Genomic DNA, 17,974 nt, shown 5'->3' on the forward strand with positions numbered 1-17,974 from the left:
GGTTCGAGGGCGGCAGGGGTGACCCCGCCGCCCTTGATTTTTGAGGCGTCTGGGGCGCCGGCTTAGCTCCCCGTCGCCGCCTTCTGGAAATGCTGGCGGGCGATGGCGTCCAGGCGGCCCTCGCGGTACAGGGCCTCGGCCGCGTCCCGCAGGATCGCCGTTTCGGGGGCGTCGCGGGTGGCGGGGTCGCAGGACAGCCAGGCCTCCATGGTGCTGACCTGCACGCGGTCGCCCAGCTGGTCGGTCAGGTTGTTTTCCCGTGCCACCACGTCGATGACGGAGGAGATGCCCATGACGGCGTTCACCCGGCCGTGCGCCATCATGCGCAGGCCGTTCAGCATGGACGGCACCGTCTGCACGGTGAGTCCGTAGCGCTGGATGACCGGGACCAGGGCCTGGGTGCCCGTGGCGGTCACGGCCACCGGGCCCACGGTCCGCAGGTCGTCGGGCTTCGCCAGCGACACGCCCTGCCGCGCCACCGCCACCAGACGCACGGCCATGGTCAGGGCCAGCGGCACGAGGGCCTTGTAAGGATCGCGGATGGGCACGGCGACCATGCCGTAGACCTTGGGGCCGCCGGGGGGCCGTTCCCGCGCCAGCTCGGCATACACGCGGACCACCGGCAGCAGCTCGATGGTGGCGTGGATGCCCGCGCGGTCCAGGATGGCCTGCGCCTGCTCCACCACCAGGCCCCTGGCCTGGCCGTCGGCGGCGCGCTCCCCCAGCACCGGCAGTTCCGGCACCAGCACGCGGATGGGCTCGGGCGCCGTCTGCGCCGCCGCGATGCCCCTTCCCATGGCCCCGGCGGGCAGCGCCAGCAGAAGCGACAGGAGGGTGCGGCGGGTGGGGGTCATGGTGTGGCACGCCCGGCGGGGGGAATTGCCCGGTCAGATGGTCAAGGTCCCCTGCCTGGACTACCCCAATTCGGCGCGCAGCTGCCCCAACGGCAACGCGGTCGTTTCCTTGACGGTCGACACTGCCATCATCGAATTGATTTCCCGCACCCCCGGCAGCTGCGACAGCTTCTTGAAGAACAGGGCCTCATAGGCTTCGACGTCCTTGGCGACGATGCGCAGCAGGAAATCCACCTGGCCCATCAGCACGAAGCACTCCAGCACCTCCGGTATGTCGGCGATGGCGCGGCGGAAGGCGTCCAGGCTGTCGCCGGCGTGCGCCTCCAGCTTCACGTGGGCGAAGACCAGGAAGTTCAGGCCCAGTTCCCGCCGGTCCAGCAGGGCCACGCGCTGGCGGATCAGCCCCGTTTCCTCCAGCCGCTGGATGCGGCGCCAGCAGGGCGATTGCGACAGCCCCACCTTGTCGCCCACGTCGGCGGCCGAGGCGGCGCCGTTCTGCTGCAGCACGTCCAGGATCTTCCAATCCAGCCCATCCAGCTTGTGTCGCATGGTTCATCTCCAATATGCCATTGTAGAACATGAGTCATGTTGATGATGGCCGTTTCCGGCGATCTTCGCAAAGACTATGCGCGCCCCGATCGCTATTGTTGCTCTCATCGGAACACGATTTGTTGAAGAGCCGCCGCCATGTCCCCCTTGGATTGTTCCCCCGCCGACTATGCCGTCCTGCATCCCACCCTGACGCTGGTGCGCAGCGGCGACGGTTTCGTCGCCCTGGCCGTGAACCGCGCCGGCCCGGTGGACGTAACCCTGGACTGGAGCCGCCTGGACCCGCTGGAGAACACCGACGGCCTGGACGCCGCCATCGACTACGCCCTGTCGGTGGCCCGCCACCGGGGCGAAGCCGACCGCCGCGCCGGCCGGCCCTGGGCCACGGCCCATGCCGTCGTCGTCGGGTATGAGGGGGATGCGGCCGAGGCCGCCGTGCGCCGCGCCGTGGCCGTGGCCGCCGTGCCGGTCGCAGGATTGCCGGAGACGCGGGTATGACCGCCACCGCGACGCCACCGACCACCAGCCCCGTTATGCTGTCGGTGGCGGCCGACGCCAGTCCCGGCCTGCTGTCGCGCCTGATGGGCACGCTGGCCCGTCTCGACATCGTACCCCTGCACGTCTACGCCCGCCGCCGCGCCGACCTTCCGGGCGAGGACATGCTGGAGGTGGACATCCAGCTGCCCGACACCGCGTCGGCGTACAGCGAGCGCGTGGCCGCCCTGTTCCGCGGCGTGGTGGGCGTGCACGCGGTCGCGGGGTCGGTTTAAGGGAAAGAAAACCAGGACGCGACCGCGTCCGCCGGAGCTTTTGAGGGAACAGTCTATAACGGCTGCACAGCGGGCGGTGCTTCCGTGCCGGCCCGCCAGCTGCGCAGGCCCAGGATGGCCAGCACGATGAAGGCGGCGTAGAGGCCGGCGGTCAGGTACAGGTCCTTCACCACGTACATGGCGACATAGACCATGTCGACGGCGATCCACAGCCACCAGTTTTCAATGTGCCTGCGCGCCGTCCAGTACTGCGCCACCAGGCTGAAGCCCGCCAGGGTGGCATCCAGGTAGGGCAGCGAGGCGTCCGTCCAGCGGGCCATGCCCCAGCCCAGAACGACGCTGGCCAGGACGCCGGCCACCAGGCTCAAGGCCGCGGCCTTCAGGCCGAGGGGCGCCACCACCACCTCGCCATCGTCCCGCTTTCCCCGCCACCAGCACACCCATCCATACACCAGGAAGGCGCCGAACACGGCCTGCAAGGCCATGTCGGAATACAGCTTGGCCTCCAGGAATACCACGCCGTATAGCGCGACCGAGGCCAGGCCCAGGGGCCAGCACCACAAGGACCGGCGGGTGGTGGTCCAGACCGCCAGCGCGCTGACGATGACGGCGATGATTTCCAAGGGGGACATGGGGGGGGCCGCCGGTCGGGTGGTTACGTCGGGTGGTTACAGGGCCAGGTCGCGGATGTGGGCCAGCAGGGCCTGGCCGTCGGCCCCGTGGAACCAGGCCGCATGGCTCAGGAAATAGCCTTCATACGCCAGGCCCGCGTTCTCCACCGACCGGGTGATGCCATGGAAATAGTCGGTCTCCGCCAGGGCGAATTCCGCGTGGACCACCGGCAGCAAGGCCGCCAGCGCCTGGCGCCGGCGCGTGTCCAGGGGGCTGACGGCGTGATAGCCCGCCATCAGCGCCGCCACCTGGTCCAGGTGCACGGCGGGCTGCCGCCCCTCCGTCAGGGCCAGCCATTCCACCGTGTTGCGCTCAATGGCGGTGGCCAGGTCATAAAGGGCCGTGGTGCGGTCGGCCAGGCCGAAGTCCAGCACTGCCGACACGCCGGCCGTGGGGCCGGTGCCCGTCCAGGTGAGGTTGGACGCGTGCGGATCGTTGTGCGTCCACAGGCTGGGCAGGTCGCCCAGGTGGGGCCGCAGCGCCTCGTGGAAGGGCAGCAGCAGGCGCTGGGTGTCGCGCCGCCAGGGGCGGGTCGACAGGTAGTCGGCCAACGCCGGCCGGGCCGCCACATAGTCCGCCATGGCCGCCAGCGGGTCGTCACTGGAAAACAGGGTGAAGCCCGACACCAGGGCCTGGCCCCGGCGATGCGGCCGGTCGAACCCCTCCGACGCCCGGTGCAGCCGGGCCAGGGCGGTGCCGGCGGCGTGCGCGTGGCCCAGGTCGCGGAAGGGCGTCCAGGACAGCGCGTCCCGGTACAGGTCCAGGCCCGGCGCCAGGCCGTGGACCTCATAGGTCCATTCGCCGAGGGTCAGGGCGCGGTCGCCCGTCGCGGTCGCCAGCACGTCGCAGATCTGCACGCCCAGGGGCGCGCCGCGCCGGCGCAGGTGGTCCATGAAGGCGTGCTCATCCTCCAGCTGAGCGGACGTCCGCACCCGGGCGTGGTGGCGCTTCACGAACACCGCCGTGCGCGCGCCACCCACCGTCGCCACCACCGAGGCGGCGGAGAACGGGCGCGGGCTGTGGCTCAGGATGCCGCGCACCGTGCCCGCGTCCGGGTAATGGCGCAGCAGGCCCGCCACCTCCGCCACCGTCAGGGGTGGCCAGTCGGGCAGCACCGCGCCTACGCCCATGCCATGGGCGACAATGCCATGGGTGGGGCGCAGGCTCTCTAGCGTGGACCGGGCGGGGGAGGCGCTCATGAAGCGGGGAAATGACCTTATAGGGAATACTGCAGCGTGAAGCGCGCCGTGCGCGGCGCCCCCAGATGCAGATAGGCGTCGCCGGCGCTCTCGCCAACATCTTTCCAGTACCGCCGATCCAGCAGGTTGTCGACCGACAGCCGCAGGGTCAGCTTGTTGTCCAGCGCGCTGGGGGCGTAGCGCAAGCCGGCGTTGAACAGATTGTAGGCCGGCGCGGTGGCCACGGCGTCGCGCGCCGCCGCCCGTTCCCCCACGTACTGCCAGCCGGCCAGCAGGGCCAGCCCGTCCAGATGCGGCAGGGTGTAGTCGGCGTAAAGGGCGGTGCGCACATGCGGCACGTTGATGGCCTGGTGGCCGTCATAGCTGGGGGTGCCGGTGCCATAGGTCACGGCGTGCATGAAGGTGGCGCTGGCCGTCAGGCGCAGGGCCTCGGTCACCTGGCCGGCGGCGTTCAGTTCCAGGCCGTCGTGCCGCTCCGTCCCTTGGCGCACATAGGTGAAGCCGTAGGCGCTGTCGTCGGGCTTGGCGTACTCATAGGCCTTGCTCAGGCGGAAGACGCTGGCGCCCAGAAGCAGGCCGTTCCAGTCGTACTTGGCGCCCACCTCATCCTGCCAGGACAGGGACGGCGACAGGATTTCGCTGGCGTTGGTGGCCCAGGCCGGCGCCTGGCCGCCCAGGGACAGGCCGCGCGCATGGCTGGCGTACAGGGTCACGGCCGACAGCGGCTTGTAGACCAGGGCCACCTGCGGCAGGGGCAGGGTCTCCGCCGTGTTGCGGATGGTGGTGTGGTCGATGTCATAGGCGCGTTCGCGCAGGAACACGGTGCGCACGCCGGCATCCAGCTCCAGCCCCGTCGCCAGCGCGCCCAGGTCGATCCGGTCCATGGCGATGGCGGCGTACTGGCGGCTGTCCAACCGTTCGTAATTGGCGCCCGGATTGTTGGGCGAGGGCGCGAAGGCCAGGGGCGTGGGGTTGTAGATGTTGTCGCTGCCGACATAGTCATAGACGTAGTCGGTCTGCGTCACCGTGCGGCGGAAGACGCTGGCGCCCAGGCTCAGGCTGTGGCCGATGGCGCCCGTCGCCACCTTGCCCAGCAGCAGGGCCTGGGCCTGGTCATCCTCGCGCGCGTCGTTGGGACTCCGGTAGTCGTAGACGTCGAAGTCGCCGTTGGGCGCGAAGTAGTAGCCGGGGGACTCGCCGGCGGCGCAGCTGGCGACATAATAGCAGCCATAGGCGAAGGCCACGTTGTCGTCGATGACCGTGCGGCTGTGGCCCACCTGCACCTTCAGGCGCCAATCGTCGCTGAAGCGGTGCTCATACTGGCCGGACAGGTTCAGGGCGTTGATGGTGACGGGCTTGGTCCAGGACTGGGCGCCCAGCATGCGCGACGGCGACACGGTGTCCAGCGCCGGCAGGGCCGTGCCGCCCAGCAATTGGTAGCCGGAGACGGAGTGCTGTACCCGGCGCTGGTATTCCAGGTCCAGGTTGACGGTGTCGTCCGCCGTCGCCCGCCAGTCGCCGGCGATGGCGCCGAAATTGCGGTAGCCGTCGGCGTGATCGACGTAGCTGGCGATGTCCTCATGCGCCGCGTTCAGGCGCAGGCCGTACTGCTTGCGCTCGCCAAAGACGGAACCGACGTCCACCGCGCTGTAGAGGCCACCCCGGTTGTCGGTGCCCAGGATCAGGCTGGCCACATCGGCCGGCCGCTTGGTGACGTAAACGACCAGGCCGCCCGGGGCCACCACGCCGGCATCCACCCCGGCCAGGCCCTTCAGGAACTCCACCCGTTCCTTGTTCTCCAGCGCCACCGGCTGCTCGCCGGCGATGGTCAGGCCGTTGATCCGCAGGCCGGTGGCGAGATCCAGGGGGAAGCCCCGGATGGCGATGTCCTCGTAATAGCCTTCCGGCGCGTAGTTCTCCCCGATCGAGGCGTCGTTGCGGATCAGATCGCTCAGGCGCCGGGCCTGCTGATCGTCCATCAGGTCGCGGGTCACGACGCTGACCGAGGCCGGGGTGTCCAGCACCGTGCCGGCGGCGCCGAACTGGGTGTCGGTGGCGCGGAAGCCTTGGTCGCGCACGCCCGTCACGATCACCGTGTTGGGCTGGTCGGCCGGGTCGGCGTGCGCGGCACCCCCCATCATCAGGGAAATCGCCGCCACGGACTGCAACAGGCGGGTGGGTCGGCGGCGGGAAATCATCACGGGACTGTCATCCTGAAAGGGCGGGACCGCCCCCCTTGTCCGCCGCCGAGGGGCGCGGGTGGGGTTGGTCACGAGCAACGCTGGAATGTGCGGTTTCTGGCGGATTCCCGCCGCCGGGTCAAACCTCTGCCTGTTCAGGGCGGGGTTGCGCCGCCCCCGGGTCGGCATTGAGAATGATATTGATTCTTAATATCATGCGTCATATAGCTGCACCAGGAACCAACCTGATGGGGGAAACAACAATGCGGCGAACGCTGTTGAAGGCGACCGCGCCACTTTGGCTGCTGGCGGCGCTGGGGGGCGCCCCGCTGGCCCATGCGGCGCCGGCGGAGGTCGTGCCTGGGGCCGCGCCGGCTGATGGCGCCGATGGTGATCCGGCGGCGACGGTCACCGTCACCGTCACGCGCACGGCCAAGGACGTGAGCGACGTCCCGGCCAGTGTCAGCGTCATCACCAGCCAGCAGATCGACGACCAGCTGGTGACGGACATCAAGGATCTGGTCCGGTACGAACCCGGCGTGTCCGTCCGCAAAAGCCCGGCGCGCTTCACCCTGGCCGGCGGGTCCACCGGCCGTGACGGCGACAGCGGCTTCAACATCCGGGGGCTGGAGGGCAACCGCGTCCTGATGCTGACCGACGGCATCCGCGTGCCCGACGCCTACAGCTTCGGCGCCCAGAACATGGGGCGCGGCGACTATGTCGACCTGGGCCTGCTGAAGTCGGTGGAGATCCTGCGTGGGCCCGCCTCGGCGCTCTACGGCAGCGACGGCGTGGCCGGGGCCGTCAGTTTCATCACCAAGGACCCGGACGACTTCCTGACCTCAGGTAAGGATTGGGCCGCCCAGGGCAGCGTGGGCTACACCTCCGCCGACGGCGCCTGGTCCAAGGGGGCGCTGGCCGCCGGGCGGCTGGGCAAGCTGCAGGCGCTGGTGGCCTACACCCGCCGCGACGGCAATGAGACCGCGACCGACGGCTCCAACAACGCCGCCAACACCGACCGCACCACCGCCAATCCGCAGGACCTCCAGTCCAACGCCGTCCTGGCCAAGGTGGTGTTTGAGCCGTCGGACGCCCATCGCCTGCGCCTGACCTTCGACCATGACGACAACCACACCAACACCACGGTGTTGAGCGCCATCGCCAAGCCGCCGCTGGCCTCAACCAGCGTGCTGGGCCTGATCGCCCGGGATCGTCAGGATCGCAACCGCGTCAGCCTGGACCACCGCTACGACATCGGCGCCGACATCGTCGACAGCCTGCACTGGACGGCCTACTACCAGGAAACCCACGCCACCCAGTACGGGGCGGAGGATCGCAACACCGCCGCCGACCGCACGCGCGACAGCACCTTCGATACCAACGTCTACGGCATCGACATCCAGGCGCAGAGCAAGACGCTGGGCCACGACCTGACGCACACCTTCGTGTACGGCGGCGACTATTCGGTGACGCACCAGGAATCCTTGCGCGCGGGCACGGTGCCCTCCGCCGGCGACGCCTTCCCGTCGCGGGCCTACCCCACCACCGACTACACGCTGGCGGGCATCTTCCTGCAGGATGAGATCAGCGCCTTCGACGGGCGGCTGACGCTCTATCCCGCCGTGCGCTTCGACTATTACGACCTGTCGCCCAAGAAGGACGACCCGCTGTTCACGGCGCTTGCGCCCATCTCCAAGGATGACAGCCACGTCTCGCCCAAGCTGGGCGTCCTCTATCATCTGCTGCCCGACGTGGGCGTGTTCGTGAACCTTGCCGAGGGCTTCAAGGCCCCGGCGCCGTCACAGGTCAACAACGGCTTCGCCAACCCGACGCAGAACTACAAGTCCGTCTCCAACCCCAACCTGAAGGCGGAAACCAGCCAGACCATCGAGGGCGGGTTCAAGTTCAACGGTTCTTGGGGCGGCTGGGGTGAAAAGGCTGGGGGCAACAGTGGCGAAAACGCCGTGCTGGGCGGCGGCCGCTGGGACGCCAGCCTCACCGGCTACGCCGGCCGCTACCGCGACTTCATCGACCAGGTGCAGGTCGGCGGGAATTTCACGGCCGCCAACCCGGCCGTCTACCAGTATGTGAACCTGTCGCGGGTGAGCTTGCAGGGGGCGGAGGCCAAGGGCCAGGTCACCCTGAACTCGGGCATCGGCGCCCTGGCTGCCTTCTCCTACACCCACGGCGACAGCACGTCGGGTGGCGTCACCACGCCGTTGGACAGCGTGGACCCGTGGAAGCTGGTGCTGGGCGTTACCTACCGCGATCCGGCGGGCCGCTTCGGCGGCCAGGTCACCATGACCCATTCCGGGGCCAAGGACCGGTCCGACGTCAGCAGCGCCACCTACTTCATCCCCAAGGCCTTCACCATCCTGGACGCCACCGCCTATTGGGCCGTGACGGAGAACGCCAGCATCAGGGCCGGCGTCTTCAACCTGACGGATGAGAAGTACTGGTGGTGGGGCGATGTGCGCGGCCAGGCCTCCACGTCGAACGTGCTGGACGCCTGGACCCAGCCGGGCCGCAATTTCGGCGCCTCGCTGACCCTGAAGCTTTGATCCCGACGCTCTGGTCCCGATCCGGCCGGCGGGGGGATGCCAGGCCGGATCCCGGTGGCGGCGGGCCCGCCCGTGCCCGCCGCCACTTTCCTCCCCGATCGCATGACCTGCCCCGAGAGGCCATCCCATGATGACGCATGACACGCTTGAAACCGGCCGCCGCGCCTTCCTGACCGGCGCCGCCCTGCTGGGTTTGACCACCGGCCTGCCCCTGGCGGCATCCGCCGCCGACATGGCGCCCACCGCCGGCACGGCGCCGGAGCGGGACCGGAAGGCCATCCTGGGCATGGCCGGCACCTACAAGGTGACGTTCGATTTCCGCGAAACCACGTCCTTCCTGCCCGACTACACCCCCATCCCGCCCAAGGTCAGCGGCGGGGAGGAGGTGGTGCGGGTGGTGGAGGACTCAGGCTCCGTCATCCGCCTGCAGCACATCCTGGTGGTGGATGGCGAGGATGGCCTGCCCGTGGTGGTCAAGCATTGGCGGCAGGATTGGGTCCACCAGCCGGCCGCGGTGCTGACCTACCAGGGAACCGGCCACTGGTCACTGACCCCGGTGGACGCTGCCGTGGGCAAGGGCGCCTGGTCGCAGACCGTGTGGCAGACGGACGATTCGCCGCGCTATGGCGGGGTGGGTCGCTGGCGCCATGATGACGGCGTTTCACGCTGGACCAGTGACGAGACGTGGCGCCCCCTGGCCCGCCGCGACGCCACCCGGCACCCGCCCTACGATCGCTACAACGGCACCAACCGCCACGCCCTGACGCCCGCCGGCTGGGTGCATGAGCAGGACAACGCCAAGCTGGGCGTCCGCGACGGCGCCCTGGTGACCTTCGTCCATGAGGCGGTGGTCAACACCTACGTCCGCTTCAGCGACTTCCCCATCGCGGCGGCGGACGACTACTGGGCCAAGACCGCGACCTACTGGGCGGCCGTGCGCGCCGCCTGGGACCAGGTCATCGCCCGGCAGCAGGGCGTGACGGTGGCGGAGGAGGCCAACAACGGCTCCGTCACCGGCAAGGCGCTGATGGGCTTGGCCGACACCATCGCCAAAGGCGGCAAAAGCACGCCGGACGCCATCGCCGAAGCCCGCCGCGTCATCGCCGACGCGACGCAAGGCCCGGCCAAGTCCGGGGCCTGACGCCGGCCGGCCCTTTCACGCCAGCCACAGCAGCGCCAGGGCCGCGGCCGCCGGCATCGCCTGGATCACCAGGATGCGGCGGCTGACGGACCAGGCGCCGTAGGCGCCGGCCACGATCACGCACACCAGGAAGAAGGTCTTGATGTGCAGCGCCGGCGCCGGGTCGGGATAGGCCAGGCCCCAGAGCAGGCCGGCCGCCAGGAAGCCGTTATACAGGCCCTGGTTGGCGGCCAGCACGGCCGTCTGCGCGGCCTTTTCCGGGGAGTTGCGGAAGGTGCGCAGGCCCAGCGGCTTGGTCCACAGCACCATCTCCAGCACCAGGAACCAGGCGTGCAGCAGGGCCACGACGGCCACCAGGATGTTCGCGATCATGCTCATGAAAAGGACGTTCCCCATTTTTTGAGTTGTTATGGCCACCACTATGACGGGAAAGACCGCCGTCGCCCAAAGAAAAAGCCGCCCGGTTTCCCGGACGGCTTTCCCCTGGCGATGGTCGCGCCCGTCAGAACTTGTAGGCCATGCGGAAATAGTACATGCCGCCGTCGTACCCGAAGGGCGAGGTGTCCGGGTACTGGTCGCCATAGTTCAGGCGGCCGGCGCTGCGGTTCTTCTGCGGGTACTTGTCGAACAGGTTCTGCGCGCCGACGGTGGCGGTCAGATCCTCGGTCACCTTGTAGGCGACCTCCGCATCGAAGATCCAGGCGGGGTCATAATGCTGGCCGGCGCTGGAGTTGTCCTGCCAGGCGCCGTAGTAGCTGCCGCGATACATGAAGTTGAACGCGCCGATGTCGTAGCTGGCGGTCAGGTTCACGCGGTAATGCGGCAGGCCGTTCTCGATGTCCGCCTTGCGGTTGGCGTCGATCACGCTGGCGTCGTACTTGGTGACGTCGGTGTGGTTGATGTTGGCCGCCGCCGTCAGGTGCAGGTCGCCGTCATAAACCTCGAAGGTCTTGTTGGCGACGATGTCCACGCCCTGGCTGCGGGTGTCGAAGGCGTTGGTGAAAAAGTTGACGTTGCCCAGGGTGTTGGCGCCCACCACGCCCAGCGCCGCCAGCTTGATCTGGTCGGCGGCGGACACGGTGAAGTCGCTGGTGATGCCGATGCGGTCCTCGACCTTGATGTTGTAGTAGTCGACGGTCAGGTTGACGCCGCCGGGCAGGTCGAAGACCAGGCCGCCGGCGATGTTGAAGGATGTCTCGGGCTTCAGCGTCTTGGCGCCGTAGTACTGGGCCACCACGCTGTCGACCGGGAAGGTGCCCAGCACGATGGGTTCCGGGCTGCCCGCCTTGAAGGTGGTCTGCGTGCTGCTGATGTGCGACTGGCCGGGCGTGGGCGCGCGGAAGCCGGTGTTGATGGACGACCGCACGGCCACCCAGTCGGTCAGCTGATAGCGGCCGAAGATCTTCCAGTTGGTGGTGTCGCCGAAATCGTCGAAGTCTTCGTAGCGCAGGGCCACGCCGGCGCTCAGGTCCTTGATGATGTCGGCTTCGGCGTCGGCGTAGAAGGCGTAGTTGCCGCGCGGATACTGGCCGGCGTCGGTGGCGGTGAAGCCGGGATAGCCGTTGGACCCGATGGGCATGCCGTAGGTGTAGTACTTGCCCGCCTGGTACGAGGCCACGTCGCCCGACTTGATGGTGTAGGTCTCACGCCGGTATTCGCCGCCGCCCGCCAGTGTCAGGGGGCTGGCCAGCCAGTTGAGGTTGATGGGGTAGGTCAGGTCCAGGTTCAGGTTGGTTTCCTCCTGGATCTGGGTGCCGACATAGAACTGATGCGGGCTGCTGGGCCCGAGCGAGGGGTTGACGGTGTTGCGGATGCTGTAGCGCAGCTCATCCTTGCCGTAGCTGGCGCTGGCGTCGATGATCAGGCCGGACTTCAGCGTCGTCTTGTAGCCGCCGGTGATGCTGCTATCCAGGATGTCGCCGTAGAACCAGGGCGTGAAGCCGTTGGGGAAGACGCTGTTCCATTTGAAGCTGGCGCCGCTGTCCAGGGTGATGGGCGTGATCAGCCACGACACCGTGGTGGGGTTGCGGTAGTTGAAGCTTTCCTTGGCGTAGCTGTGGCCGAAGTTGCCGAACAGGTAGATCTTGGAATTGTCGCCCAGGTCCACGCCGCTGTTGATGAACAGCCGCTCCGCCTCCACCGCCGGGTCGCCGAAGCGCTGGGCCGGGTTGGGGATGGTCAGGCCCTGGGCCGCCAGCTTGGCGGCGTCGGGCCGCTGGGTCCCGCGCGAGGTCGGGTCGTTCTTCACATATTCGGCGCTGATGTTGACGAAGCCGCGGTCACCCAGCGGCAGGCCGGAATTGGCCTGGATGTGGGCGCTGCCGCCGTCGCCGGCATAGGTCTGGCCCCACTGGGCCACCACCGTGCCCTGGTCGGCGCTATCCTTCAGGGTGAAGTTCATCACGCCGGCGATGGCGTCCGAGCCGTATTGGGCGGCGGCGCCGTCGCGCAAGACTTCCAGCTGCTTGATGGCGATGGCCGGAATCTGCGCCAGGTCGGGACCTTGCGAGCCCACCGTCAGGCCGTTGGCGCCGATCTGCACCAGGGCCGAGCGGTGGAAGCGTTTGCCGTTGATCAGCACCAGGGTCTCATCGGGCGGCAGGCCGCGCAGCGTCGGCGGGCGCACGAAGGTCGACCCGTCGGAGATGGAGAAGCGGGCGACGTTGAAGGACGGCACCAGCTGGCGCAGCAGGTCGTTGGTGTCACCGCCCGCCTGGCGCGACAGATCCTCCGGCGTGAACACGTCGATGGGCGACGGGCTGTCCGCGACCGAGCGGTCGACGCGGCGGCTGCCCGTCACCACGATTTCCGACAGGGCGTCCGCGTCGGCCGCCGGCGCCGGCGCCGTGGCGGCGTTGGCGGTGCCCATGGCGAGCCAGCCCGCCGTGCACAGCAGGGCGATGCTCAAGGCTTTACGCCCATTTATGGCGTTGGTGTTGTTCGTAAGCGTCATGTTGGCCCCCTGATCTTTGGATGTTTTGTTAGATCACGGCAGCTTGATGGCGCGATTCCCCGCATATTTTTCTGAATTGAAGCGACTCATTGCCCCGGCCGCTTCTTTTCAAATCCTCATCGATTGTGAGGATCAAGTATATTTGCCCTTTTAAAAGGCAATTTGACTTTCAGGCGTGCTCCTTTCCCTTGTCTTGGTTCCTCCGGATGTCTTTCCCGGCCTGGGGGCTTCCCGACCCCCTTGCCAGGAAAGATATCCTTGAAGACCCGTTGCATGATGGGCCGGCCGTTCCCCTCAGTGGGTGACGGTCGGCGCCTTGTCCTGCGGATGGGCGTTCGCCTTCACGGTCGCGACGAAGCCCGGATCCACGGCCGGGGCCTTGTTGCCCCAGGCCTGGCGGACATAACTGATGATGTCGGCCAATTGCTCCTCGCTCAGCAGGGCCGCGAAGGTGGGCATGCCGCCGCGTCCTTGCAACACGGTGCGCACCACCGGCTCGGGATCGCCCTGCACGAAGGGGTCGCCGGCCAGTGCCGGGAAGGCGCCCTTCACGCCCAAGCCCGTCTTCTGGTGGCAGGCGGCACATTTGTGGTTGAACAGGTCCTGGCCCTTGGCCACGTCCTGGGCCAGGGCGGGCGCCGCCGTGGCCAGGCCGGCGATGGCGGCGGTGAGGATGATGGTCTGGCGCATCCCGCTCCTCCTCACGCCGCCACGCGCTGGTGGATTTGGGCGATCTGGTGCCAGGCGGACTCGATGGCCCCCGCCTGCCAGCCGCCGATGTAGCTGATGTGCTCCCCCGCCAGGTAGATGCGGCGGTCGGGCTTGACCAGCACCGGGTAAGCGCTCGCCCGCGCGTCCGCGCTCCAATTGCCCCAGCCGCCCAGGTTGTACTGGATCAGGTGCCAGGAGGCGGAGAAGGCGGTTTCGAAGCTGTCCTTGTATTGCGGGAAGATGCGCTGCCCCGCCTCCAGCGCGATGGCGGCGCGCTCCGCCGGCGTGTTGCCGCTCATATCGGTCGCGTCGGCGCCGAACATGTAATAGCCCAGCAGCACGCCCTTGGCCGATTGCCAGCCGGACGACGGCAGGCTGATCAAATTGATGCCGGGCGCGTCGGTGTAGACATGGCCGCCATAGATGGCGTCGTCCTCTTCCCAGAAACGGCGCTTCATCTGCAGGCCGATCTTGCAAACCGGGTCGTAGGACAGCTGGCCCATGGCCTGCTTGTAGGCGTCGGAGAAGTCGGCATCGATGCTGCGCAGCACGCTGACCGGGATGGTGCACAGGCAATAATCGGCGCTGACCGTGGCGCGCTTGCCCGTCTTGGTGTCCAGGTAGTCCACCGTCACGCCGCTGTCGGACTGGCGGATGCGCTCCACCTCCGCGTTGTACTTGATCAGGTGGCCGACGTGCTTCTCGAAGCCCTTGGCGATGCGGTCCATGCCGCCCACCGGCTGGAACATGGTGTGCTGCTGGTCGAAGGTGCCGACCGACTGGACCATGCGCCACAGCCGGGACTGCACCAGGTCAGGAAAGGCGTAGGGGGTGCTGGGCACGCCGGGACCGGGGTCGTCGATGCCGGCGCCCGGGTTGACCTTGTAGCCGCGGCCTTCCGTGCCGCGATAGCTGAGGTCGCTCTCCAGATAGCCCTCGCCGCGCAGGTACTCGATGAACAGCTCCACGTCGTCCTTGGCCAGGCCGGTGTCCAGCTTGCCCGAGGTGGCGGCCTTGGCCACCAGTTCCGACGTGTAGCCGCGCATGTCGGCCCGCACCTCGAACTGGCGCACGCGCTTGCCGGCCAGGGGGCCCTTGCCCGTGTCGAACTGGGCGTAGCTGGCATCGTTCTCGTTGACGAAGACCTCCAGCGGGATACCGAAGGTCTTGGTGTAGTGCAGGGTGGAGCGATGGCAGAACGGGATGCGCCAGGGGCCGTGGTTCAGGTACAGGCCCTCATCGAACTTGCACTCCTGTTCCTCCCCGCCCAGCTCCGTCATCTTGAAGCCCTTACGGGCGGTCTGGCAGCGGCCGCCGCCGAAGGCCCGGGCCTCCAGGATGGTGACTTGGTAGCCCAGCTTGGACATCTCATAGGCGGCCGTCATGCCGGCGACGCCGGCGCCCAGGATCAACAGCTTGTGCCCCGCCCCCGACCCGCGCAGGGCCGGCGGCGCGCTGGTCATGGAGGCGATGCCCGCCCCCCAGGCGTTCAGCGCCGTCATCACCATGGCGCTGCCGCCCAGCAGCGCCGCCTTTTCCAGAAAATGGCGCCGCGTCACCCCGGCGCGGGGTAGGTCCGTCATGGCAGGCATATGCACCCCTCCTTATCCGCATCGCGGGACGGCCCACCGGATCGCGGCGGGCGTCACCAGGCCCCCTCGGCCGCCGGAACGGCGTCAGGGCGCGCGGGCGGCGATCACCTCGATCTCGACCATCAGGCCGGGGGCCGCCAGGCCCGCCACCTGCACGGTGGTGCGGGCGGGCTTGTTGGGCTGGTCGGCGGTGCCGAAGAACTGGGTGTAGCCGGACATCATGCCGGCGAAATCCATCTTGCCGTCATGGGCCGGATCGCCCACCAGGTAGACGTGCATCATGACCACGTCGCCCAGGGTCAGCTTCTGGGCGGCCAGCGCCTCCTTGATCTTGTTCAGGGTGCTGACGGTCTGGGTGGCGGTGTCGCCATAGGCCTGCGGGCTGCCCTTGGGCGCGCTGGGGTCGGCCACCGACGGCGTCATGCCGCTGAGGTACACCACGTCCGATCCCGCCGGCACGGTCACGGCGGCGGAGATGGGAAAGCCGCCGGCGGCGTCGGTGCGGGTGATGGGCTGCTTGGCCGTCGCCGTTCCGCTGGATGAGATGATGCCGGCTTCGGTGATGATGGCGGCCAGCACGGCGGTGAGGGCCAGGGCGCCCAGGAAGCGGGCCATGCGGCGCTCGGGGCTGCGGGTGGAATGGGTGGTCAAGGCAAGGCTCTCCTGTTCCGTTTTTTATGGTCCTGCATCAACGGACGCCCGCTTTCTGACGGCGCGCGCCGGTGCCACTTTTGATTTCAAGCGGCCGGACTTGTCGTCTCCGGCCCGCCGGGCCGGGCCCGGCGGGCGGAGTGGGGTAGTCGGCGGCGGCTTTGGAGGTGTGCATCGCACAATTCCCAGAAGTCGCCGGTACAGGGGTGCGCTGCCGGGTCAGCGCCGCGCGCGGCTCCCGGGGCCTGTCCTCATGCTTAGGTTGACGGGGATGTGAAAGGAAATGGCCGCTGAAAATACGAATGGCCGCCCACGTGGACGGCCATAACCGCAATACCATTCTCGAAATGGAAAGTGTCGTGAGGAGGAATCTTTCCGGTGCGCCGGCCCACGCCCAGATCAACGTGACCCGGAGTCCGGCAAATATCTTTGACAACGATGGTGACGGCCCGTTTCGTCATGCGTCTCTGTCAAATTAAGGAGTGGATGAAACTCTGCTCACGTCTCTCTTTTATCGACCCAACTGCCAAAACTCCGATCTCAGCCCGCCATTTCAGCGGGATGAGACCGTTTTCACTCTGTCAGAGTTTATCAGCAATAACCGGGCCAATTCGTTCGCGGCTGCGATATAAGCATTTCGGCCGAGGTGGGGGCGAACGGGGCGCACAGTGATTGGGCAATTCAGGATTGTTACAGGCATGTTGCCGCAAAGCTGTGCAGACGCGGCGGTCCTGTGAAGCTTTAGGCTGTGGGAAGGGCTGCCCCGTGGGGAACGGCACTGGACAGGCCGGACGCTTGCTGTAAGCAGGAAGGGACCCCTCGCGGCCCCCATCCCCGACGTCCTTCCGATGCGCCTGCTGAAACCTTTGGCCCACGGCCCCATCGCCCGTCTATGGGGCGCATTGTCGCTGTCGGCGGTGGGCGACCAGCTGCATCAGATGGCATTGGTCTGGCTGGCCGTCGGGCTGGTCGGGCCCGACACCGGCTATGTCGCGGCGGCCGACACGGTGGCGCTGATGACGGTGGCGCTGCTGGCCGGCGCCTGGGTCGAACGCTGGGACCAGGGCAGCGTCATGATGGCGGCCGACTTGGCGCGGGCCGGCCTGGCGGCGGTGCCGGTGCTGGCGGCGCTGACCGGGCATCTCACCCTATGGACCTTGGTGGTGCCGTCGGTGGCGCTGTCCGCCTTGGCGGGGCTGTTCGACCCGGCGCTGCAGGCCTCTCTGCCACGGCTGACGGCGGACCGCAGCCTGCTGGCCGCCACCAACGCCCTGTTCGACGGCACCTTGCGCCTGGCGCGCCTGGTCGGCCCCACCCTGGCGGGCGCCCTGGCGACGCTGATGCCGACGGTAGCGTTGATGGGCGTGAACGGCCTCAGCTTCCTGGCGTCGGCCTGCGCCGTGTTCAGTGTCCGGTCGCACATCGCCGACCCCGCCGAGAGGGCGCCCGCGCATGCGGCGGCGGCGATGGATACCCTCGCGGGGCGCTTGCTGGCCGGCTGGCGCCTGGTGCGGCGGGAGCCGCCTTTCACTTATCTGCTGTGGCGCAGCGGTCTGAGCGGCGGCTTGTGGACGCTGACCATTTGGCTGGCGCTGCCGCTGCTGGTGAGCCAGCGGGCTTTGGCCGGATTCGGCCTCAGCGGCCTGTCCGCCCTGGCCCTGCTGTTCTCGGCCTACGGCGCCGGCAACCTGGTCAGCAACCTGGTGGTGGGCAGCCTGCCGCCCGGGGGCATGCTGACCCGCCGGCCCATGGCCCTGGTGATCGCGGGCGACGTTCTGGTGGGCGGTGGCTTCGTCCTCATGGCGCTGGCCACGTTCGTGCCCGCCCCCTGGACCTTGCTCGCCATCGCCCTGTCGGCCACGGCCACGGCCACGGGCGGGCCGCTGGCCCAAATCCCCCTGACCACCCTTCGCCAGATCCGCTTCAGCGGGAGTGAGATCGCCGCCGTCTTCCGCCTGTTCCTGGTGCTGGACTGCCTGGGAACCCTGGTGGCCATGACGGCGGCACCCACGGTGTTGAACCTTTTGCCCACGCCCCTGGTCATGGCCGCGTGTGGCGCCATCATCCTGGGCATGGCGCTGGTCTTCGGCCGTCGGGCGGACCGGCATACCCTGGTTGCGGGATAGGGCCGCGGCGGTTAC

Annotated in this window: 15 protein-coding genes; 5 read left to right on the plus strand and 10 right to left on the minus strand. The window is 68.3% G+C overall.

Annotation, left to right across the window (positions count from 1 at the left end):
• Positions 1 to 62 precede the first annotated feature (62 nt).
• A complete protein-coding gene (locus UAJ10_RS21825; protein ID WP_322917373.1) occupies positions 63 to 854 on the minus strand; it encodes a type 2 periplasmic-binding domain-containing protein in 792 nt (263 codons plus the stop codon).
• A gap of 60 nt (positions 855 to 914) precedes the next feature.
• Positions 915 to 1,403 (minus strand): Lrp/AsnC family transcriptional regulator, encoded by a 489-nt coding sequence (locus UAJ10_RS21830; RefSeq protein WP_322917374.1) that lies wholly within the window; start codon positions 1,401 to 1,403, stop codon positions 915 to 917.
• A gap of 138 nt (positions 1,404 to 1,541) precedes the next feature.
• Here UAJ10_RS21830 and UAJ10_RS21835 point away from each other — a divergent pair, with 138 nt between their 5' ends.
• Together UAJ10_RS21835 and UAJ10_RS21840 are read left to right on the plus strand one after the other, a co-directional pair.
• The gene (locus UAJ10_RS21835) at positions 1,542 to 1,901 is read left to right on the plus strand and encodes a hypothetical protein (RefSeq protein ID WP_322917375.1); all 360 of its coding nucleotides are present in this window, start codon (positions 1,542 to 1,544) and stop codon (positions 1,899 to 1,901) included.
• On the plus strand, positions 1,898 to 2,173 hold the full coding sequence (locus UAJ10_RS21840; protein ID WP_322917376.1) for a hypothetical protein: 276 nt from the start codon (positions 1,898 to 1,900) through the stop codon (positions 2,171 to 2,173). The genes UAJ10_RS21835 and UAJ10_RS21840 overlap by 4 nt, the downstream gene beginning before the upstream one ends.
• A gap of 53 nt (positions 2,174 to 2,226) precedes the next feature.
• Here UAJ10_RS21840 and pnuC read toward each other — a convergent pair whose 3' ends face one another.
• The 3 genes from pnuC to UAJ10_RS21855 are packed head-to-tail and all read right to left on the minus strand — an operon-like array spanning position 2,227 to position 6,242.
• Positions 2,227 to 2,805 carry a nicotinamide riboside transporter PnuC gene (gene pnuC / locus UAJ10_RS21845; protein WP_322917377.1) on the minus strand — a complete coding sequence of 193 codons (579 nt, stop codon included), beginning with the start codon at positions 2,803 to 2,805 and terminating at the stop codon, positions 2,227 to 2,229.
• A gap of 36 nt (positions 2,806 to 2,841) precedes the next feature.
• The gene (locus tag UAJ10_RS21850) at positions 2,842 to 4,044 is read right to left on the minus strand and encodes a phosphotransferase enzyme family protein (protein ID WP_322917378.1); all 1,203 of its coding nucleotides are present in this window, start codon (positions 4,042 to 4,044) and stop codon (positions 2,842 to 2,844) included.
• Between the two features lie 17 nt (positions 4,045 to 4,061).
• Positions 4,062 to 6,242 carry a TonB-dependent siderophore receptor gene (locus tag UAJ10_RS21855; RefSeq protein WP_322919041.1) on the minus strand — a complete coding sequence of 727 codons (2,181 nt, stop codon included), beginning with the start codon at positions 6,240 to 6,242 and terminating at the stop codon, positions 4,062 to 4,064.
• A gap of 245 nt (positions 6,243 to 6,487) precedes the next feature.
• Here UAJ10_RS21855 and UAJ10_RS21860 point away from each other — a divergent pair, with 245 nt between their 5' ends.
• Both UAJ10_RS21860 and UAJ10_RS21865 read left to right on the plus strand, forming a co-directional pair.
• Positions 6,488 to 8,785 (plus strand): TonB-dependent hemoglobin/transferrin/lactoferrin family receptor, encoded by a 2,298-nt coding sequence (locus UAJ10_RS21860; RefSeq protein WP_322917379.1) that lies wholly within the window; start codon positions 6,488 to 6,490, stop codon positions 8,783 to 8,785.
• Between the two features lie 127 nt (positions 8,786 to 8,912).
• Positions 8,913 to 9,926: a DUF6607 family protein gene (locus UAJ10_RS21865; RefSeq protein ID WP_322917380.1), complete on the plus strand. Its 1,014-nt coding sequence runs from the start codon at positions 8,913 to 8,915 to the stop codon at positions 9,924 to 9,926.
• A 15-nt stretch (positions 9,927 to 9,941) separates the two neighbouring features.
• On the opposite strand, the gene UAJ10_RS21870 is transcribed toward UAJ10_RS21865, so the two are convergent.
• The 5 genes from UAJ10_RS21870 to UAJ10_RS21890 all read right to left on the minus strand — a co-directional run bounded on the left by UAJ10_RS21870 (position 9,942) and on the right by UAJ10_RS21890 (position 15,833).
• On the minus strand, positions 9,942 to 10,304 hold the full coding sequence (locus tag UAJ10_RS21870; RefSeq protein WP_322917381.1) for a DUF1304 domain-containing protein: 363 nt from the start codon (positions 10,302 to 10,304) through the stop codon (positions 9,942 to 9,944).
• 124 nt (positions 10,305 to 10,428) lie between these two features.
• A complete protein-coding gene (locus tag UAJ10_RS21875) occupies positions 10,429 to 12,879 on the minus strand; it encodes a TonB-dependent receptor plug domain-containing protein (RefSeq protein WP_322917382.1) in 2,451 nt (816 codons plus the stop codon).
• A 294-nt stretch (positions 12,880 to 13,173) separates the two neighbouring features.
• Positions 13,174 to 13,569 (minus strand): c-type cytochrome, encoded by a 396-nt coding sequence (locus UAJ10_RS21880; RefSeq protein ID WP_322917384.1) that lies wholly within the window; start codon positions 13,567 to 13,569, stop codon positions 13,174 to 13,176.
• Between the two features lie 11 nt (positions 13,570 to 13,580).
• The gene (locus UAJ10_RS21885) at positions 13,581 to 15,182 is read right to left on the minus strand and encodes a flavin monoamine oxidase family protein (RefSeq protein ID WP_322917385.1); all 1,602 of its coding nucleotides are present in this window, start codon (positions 15,180 to 15,182) and stop codon (positions 13,581 to 13,583) included.
• Positions 15,183 to 15,266: 84 nt separating this feature from the next.
• Positions 15,267 to 15,833: a RidA family protein gene (locus UAJ10_RS21890; RefSeq protein ID WP_322917387.1), complete on the minus strand. Its 567-nt coding sequence runs from the start codon at positions 15,831 to 15,833 to the stop codon at positions 15,267 to 15,269.
• Positions 15,834 to 16,681: 848 nt separating this feature from the next.
• On the opposite strand from UAJ10_RS21890, the gene UAJ10_RS21895 reads away from it, so the two are divergent.
• Entirely contained in the window at positions 16,682 to 17,959 is a 1,278-nt protein-coding gene (locus UAJ10_RS21895) for an MFS transporter (RefSeq protein ID WP_322917388.1), read from the plus strand.
• Positions 17,960 to 17,974 lie beyond the last annotated feature (15 nt).

The organism is Nitrospirillum guaranorum (assembly GCF_034653275.1).
GTDB lineage: Bacteria > Pseudomonadota > Alphaproteobacteria > Azospirillales > Azospirillaceae > Nitrospirillum.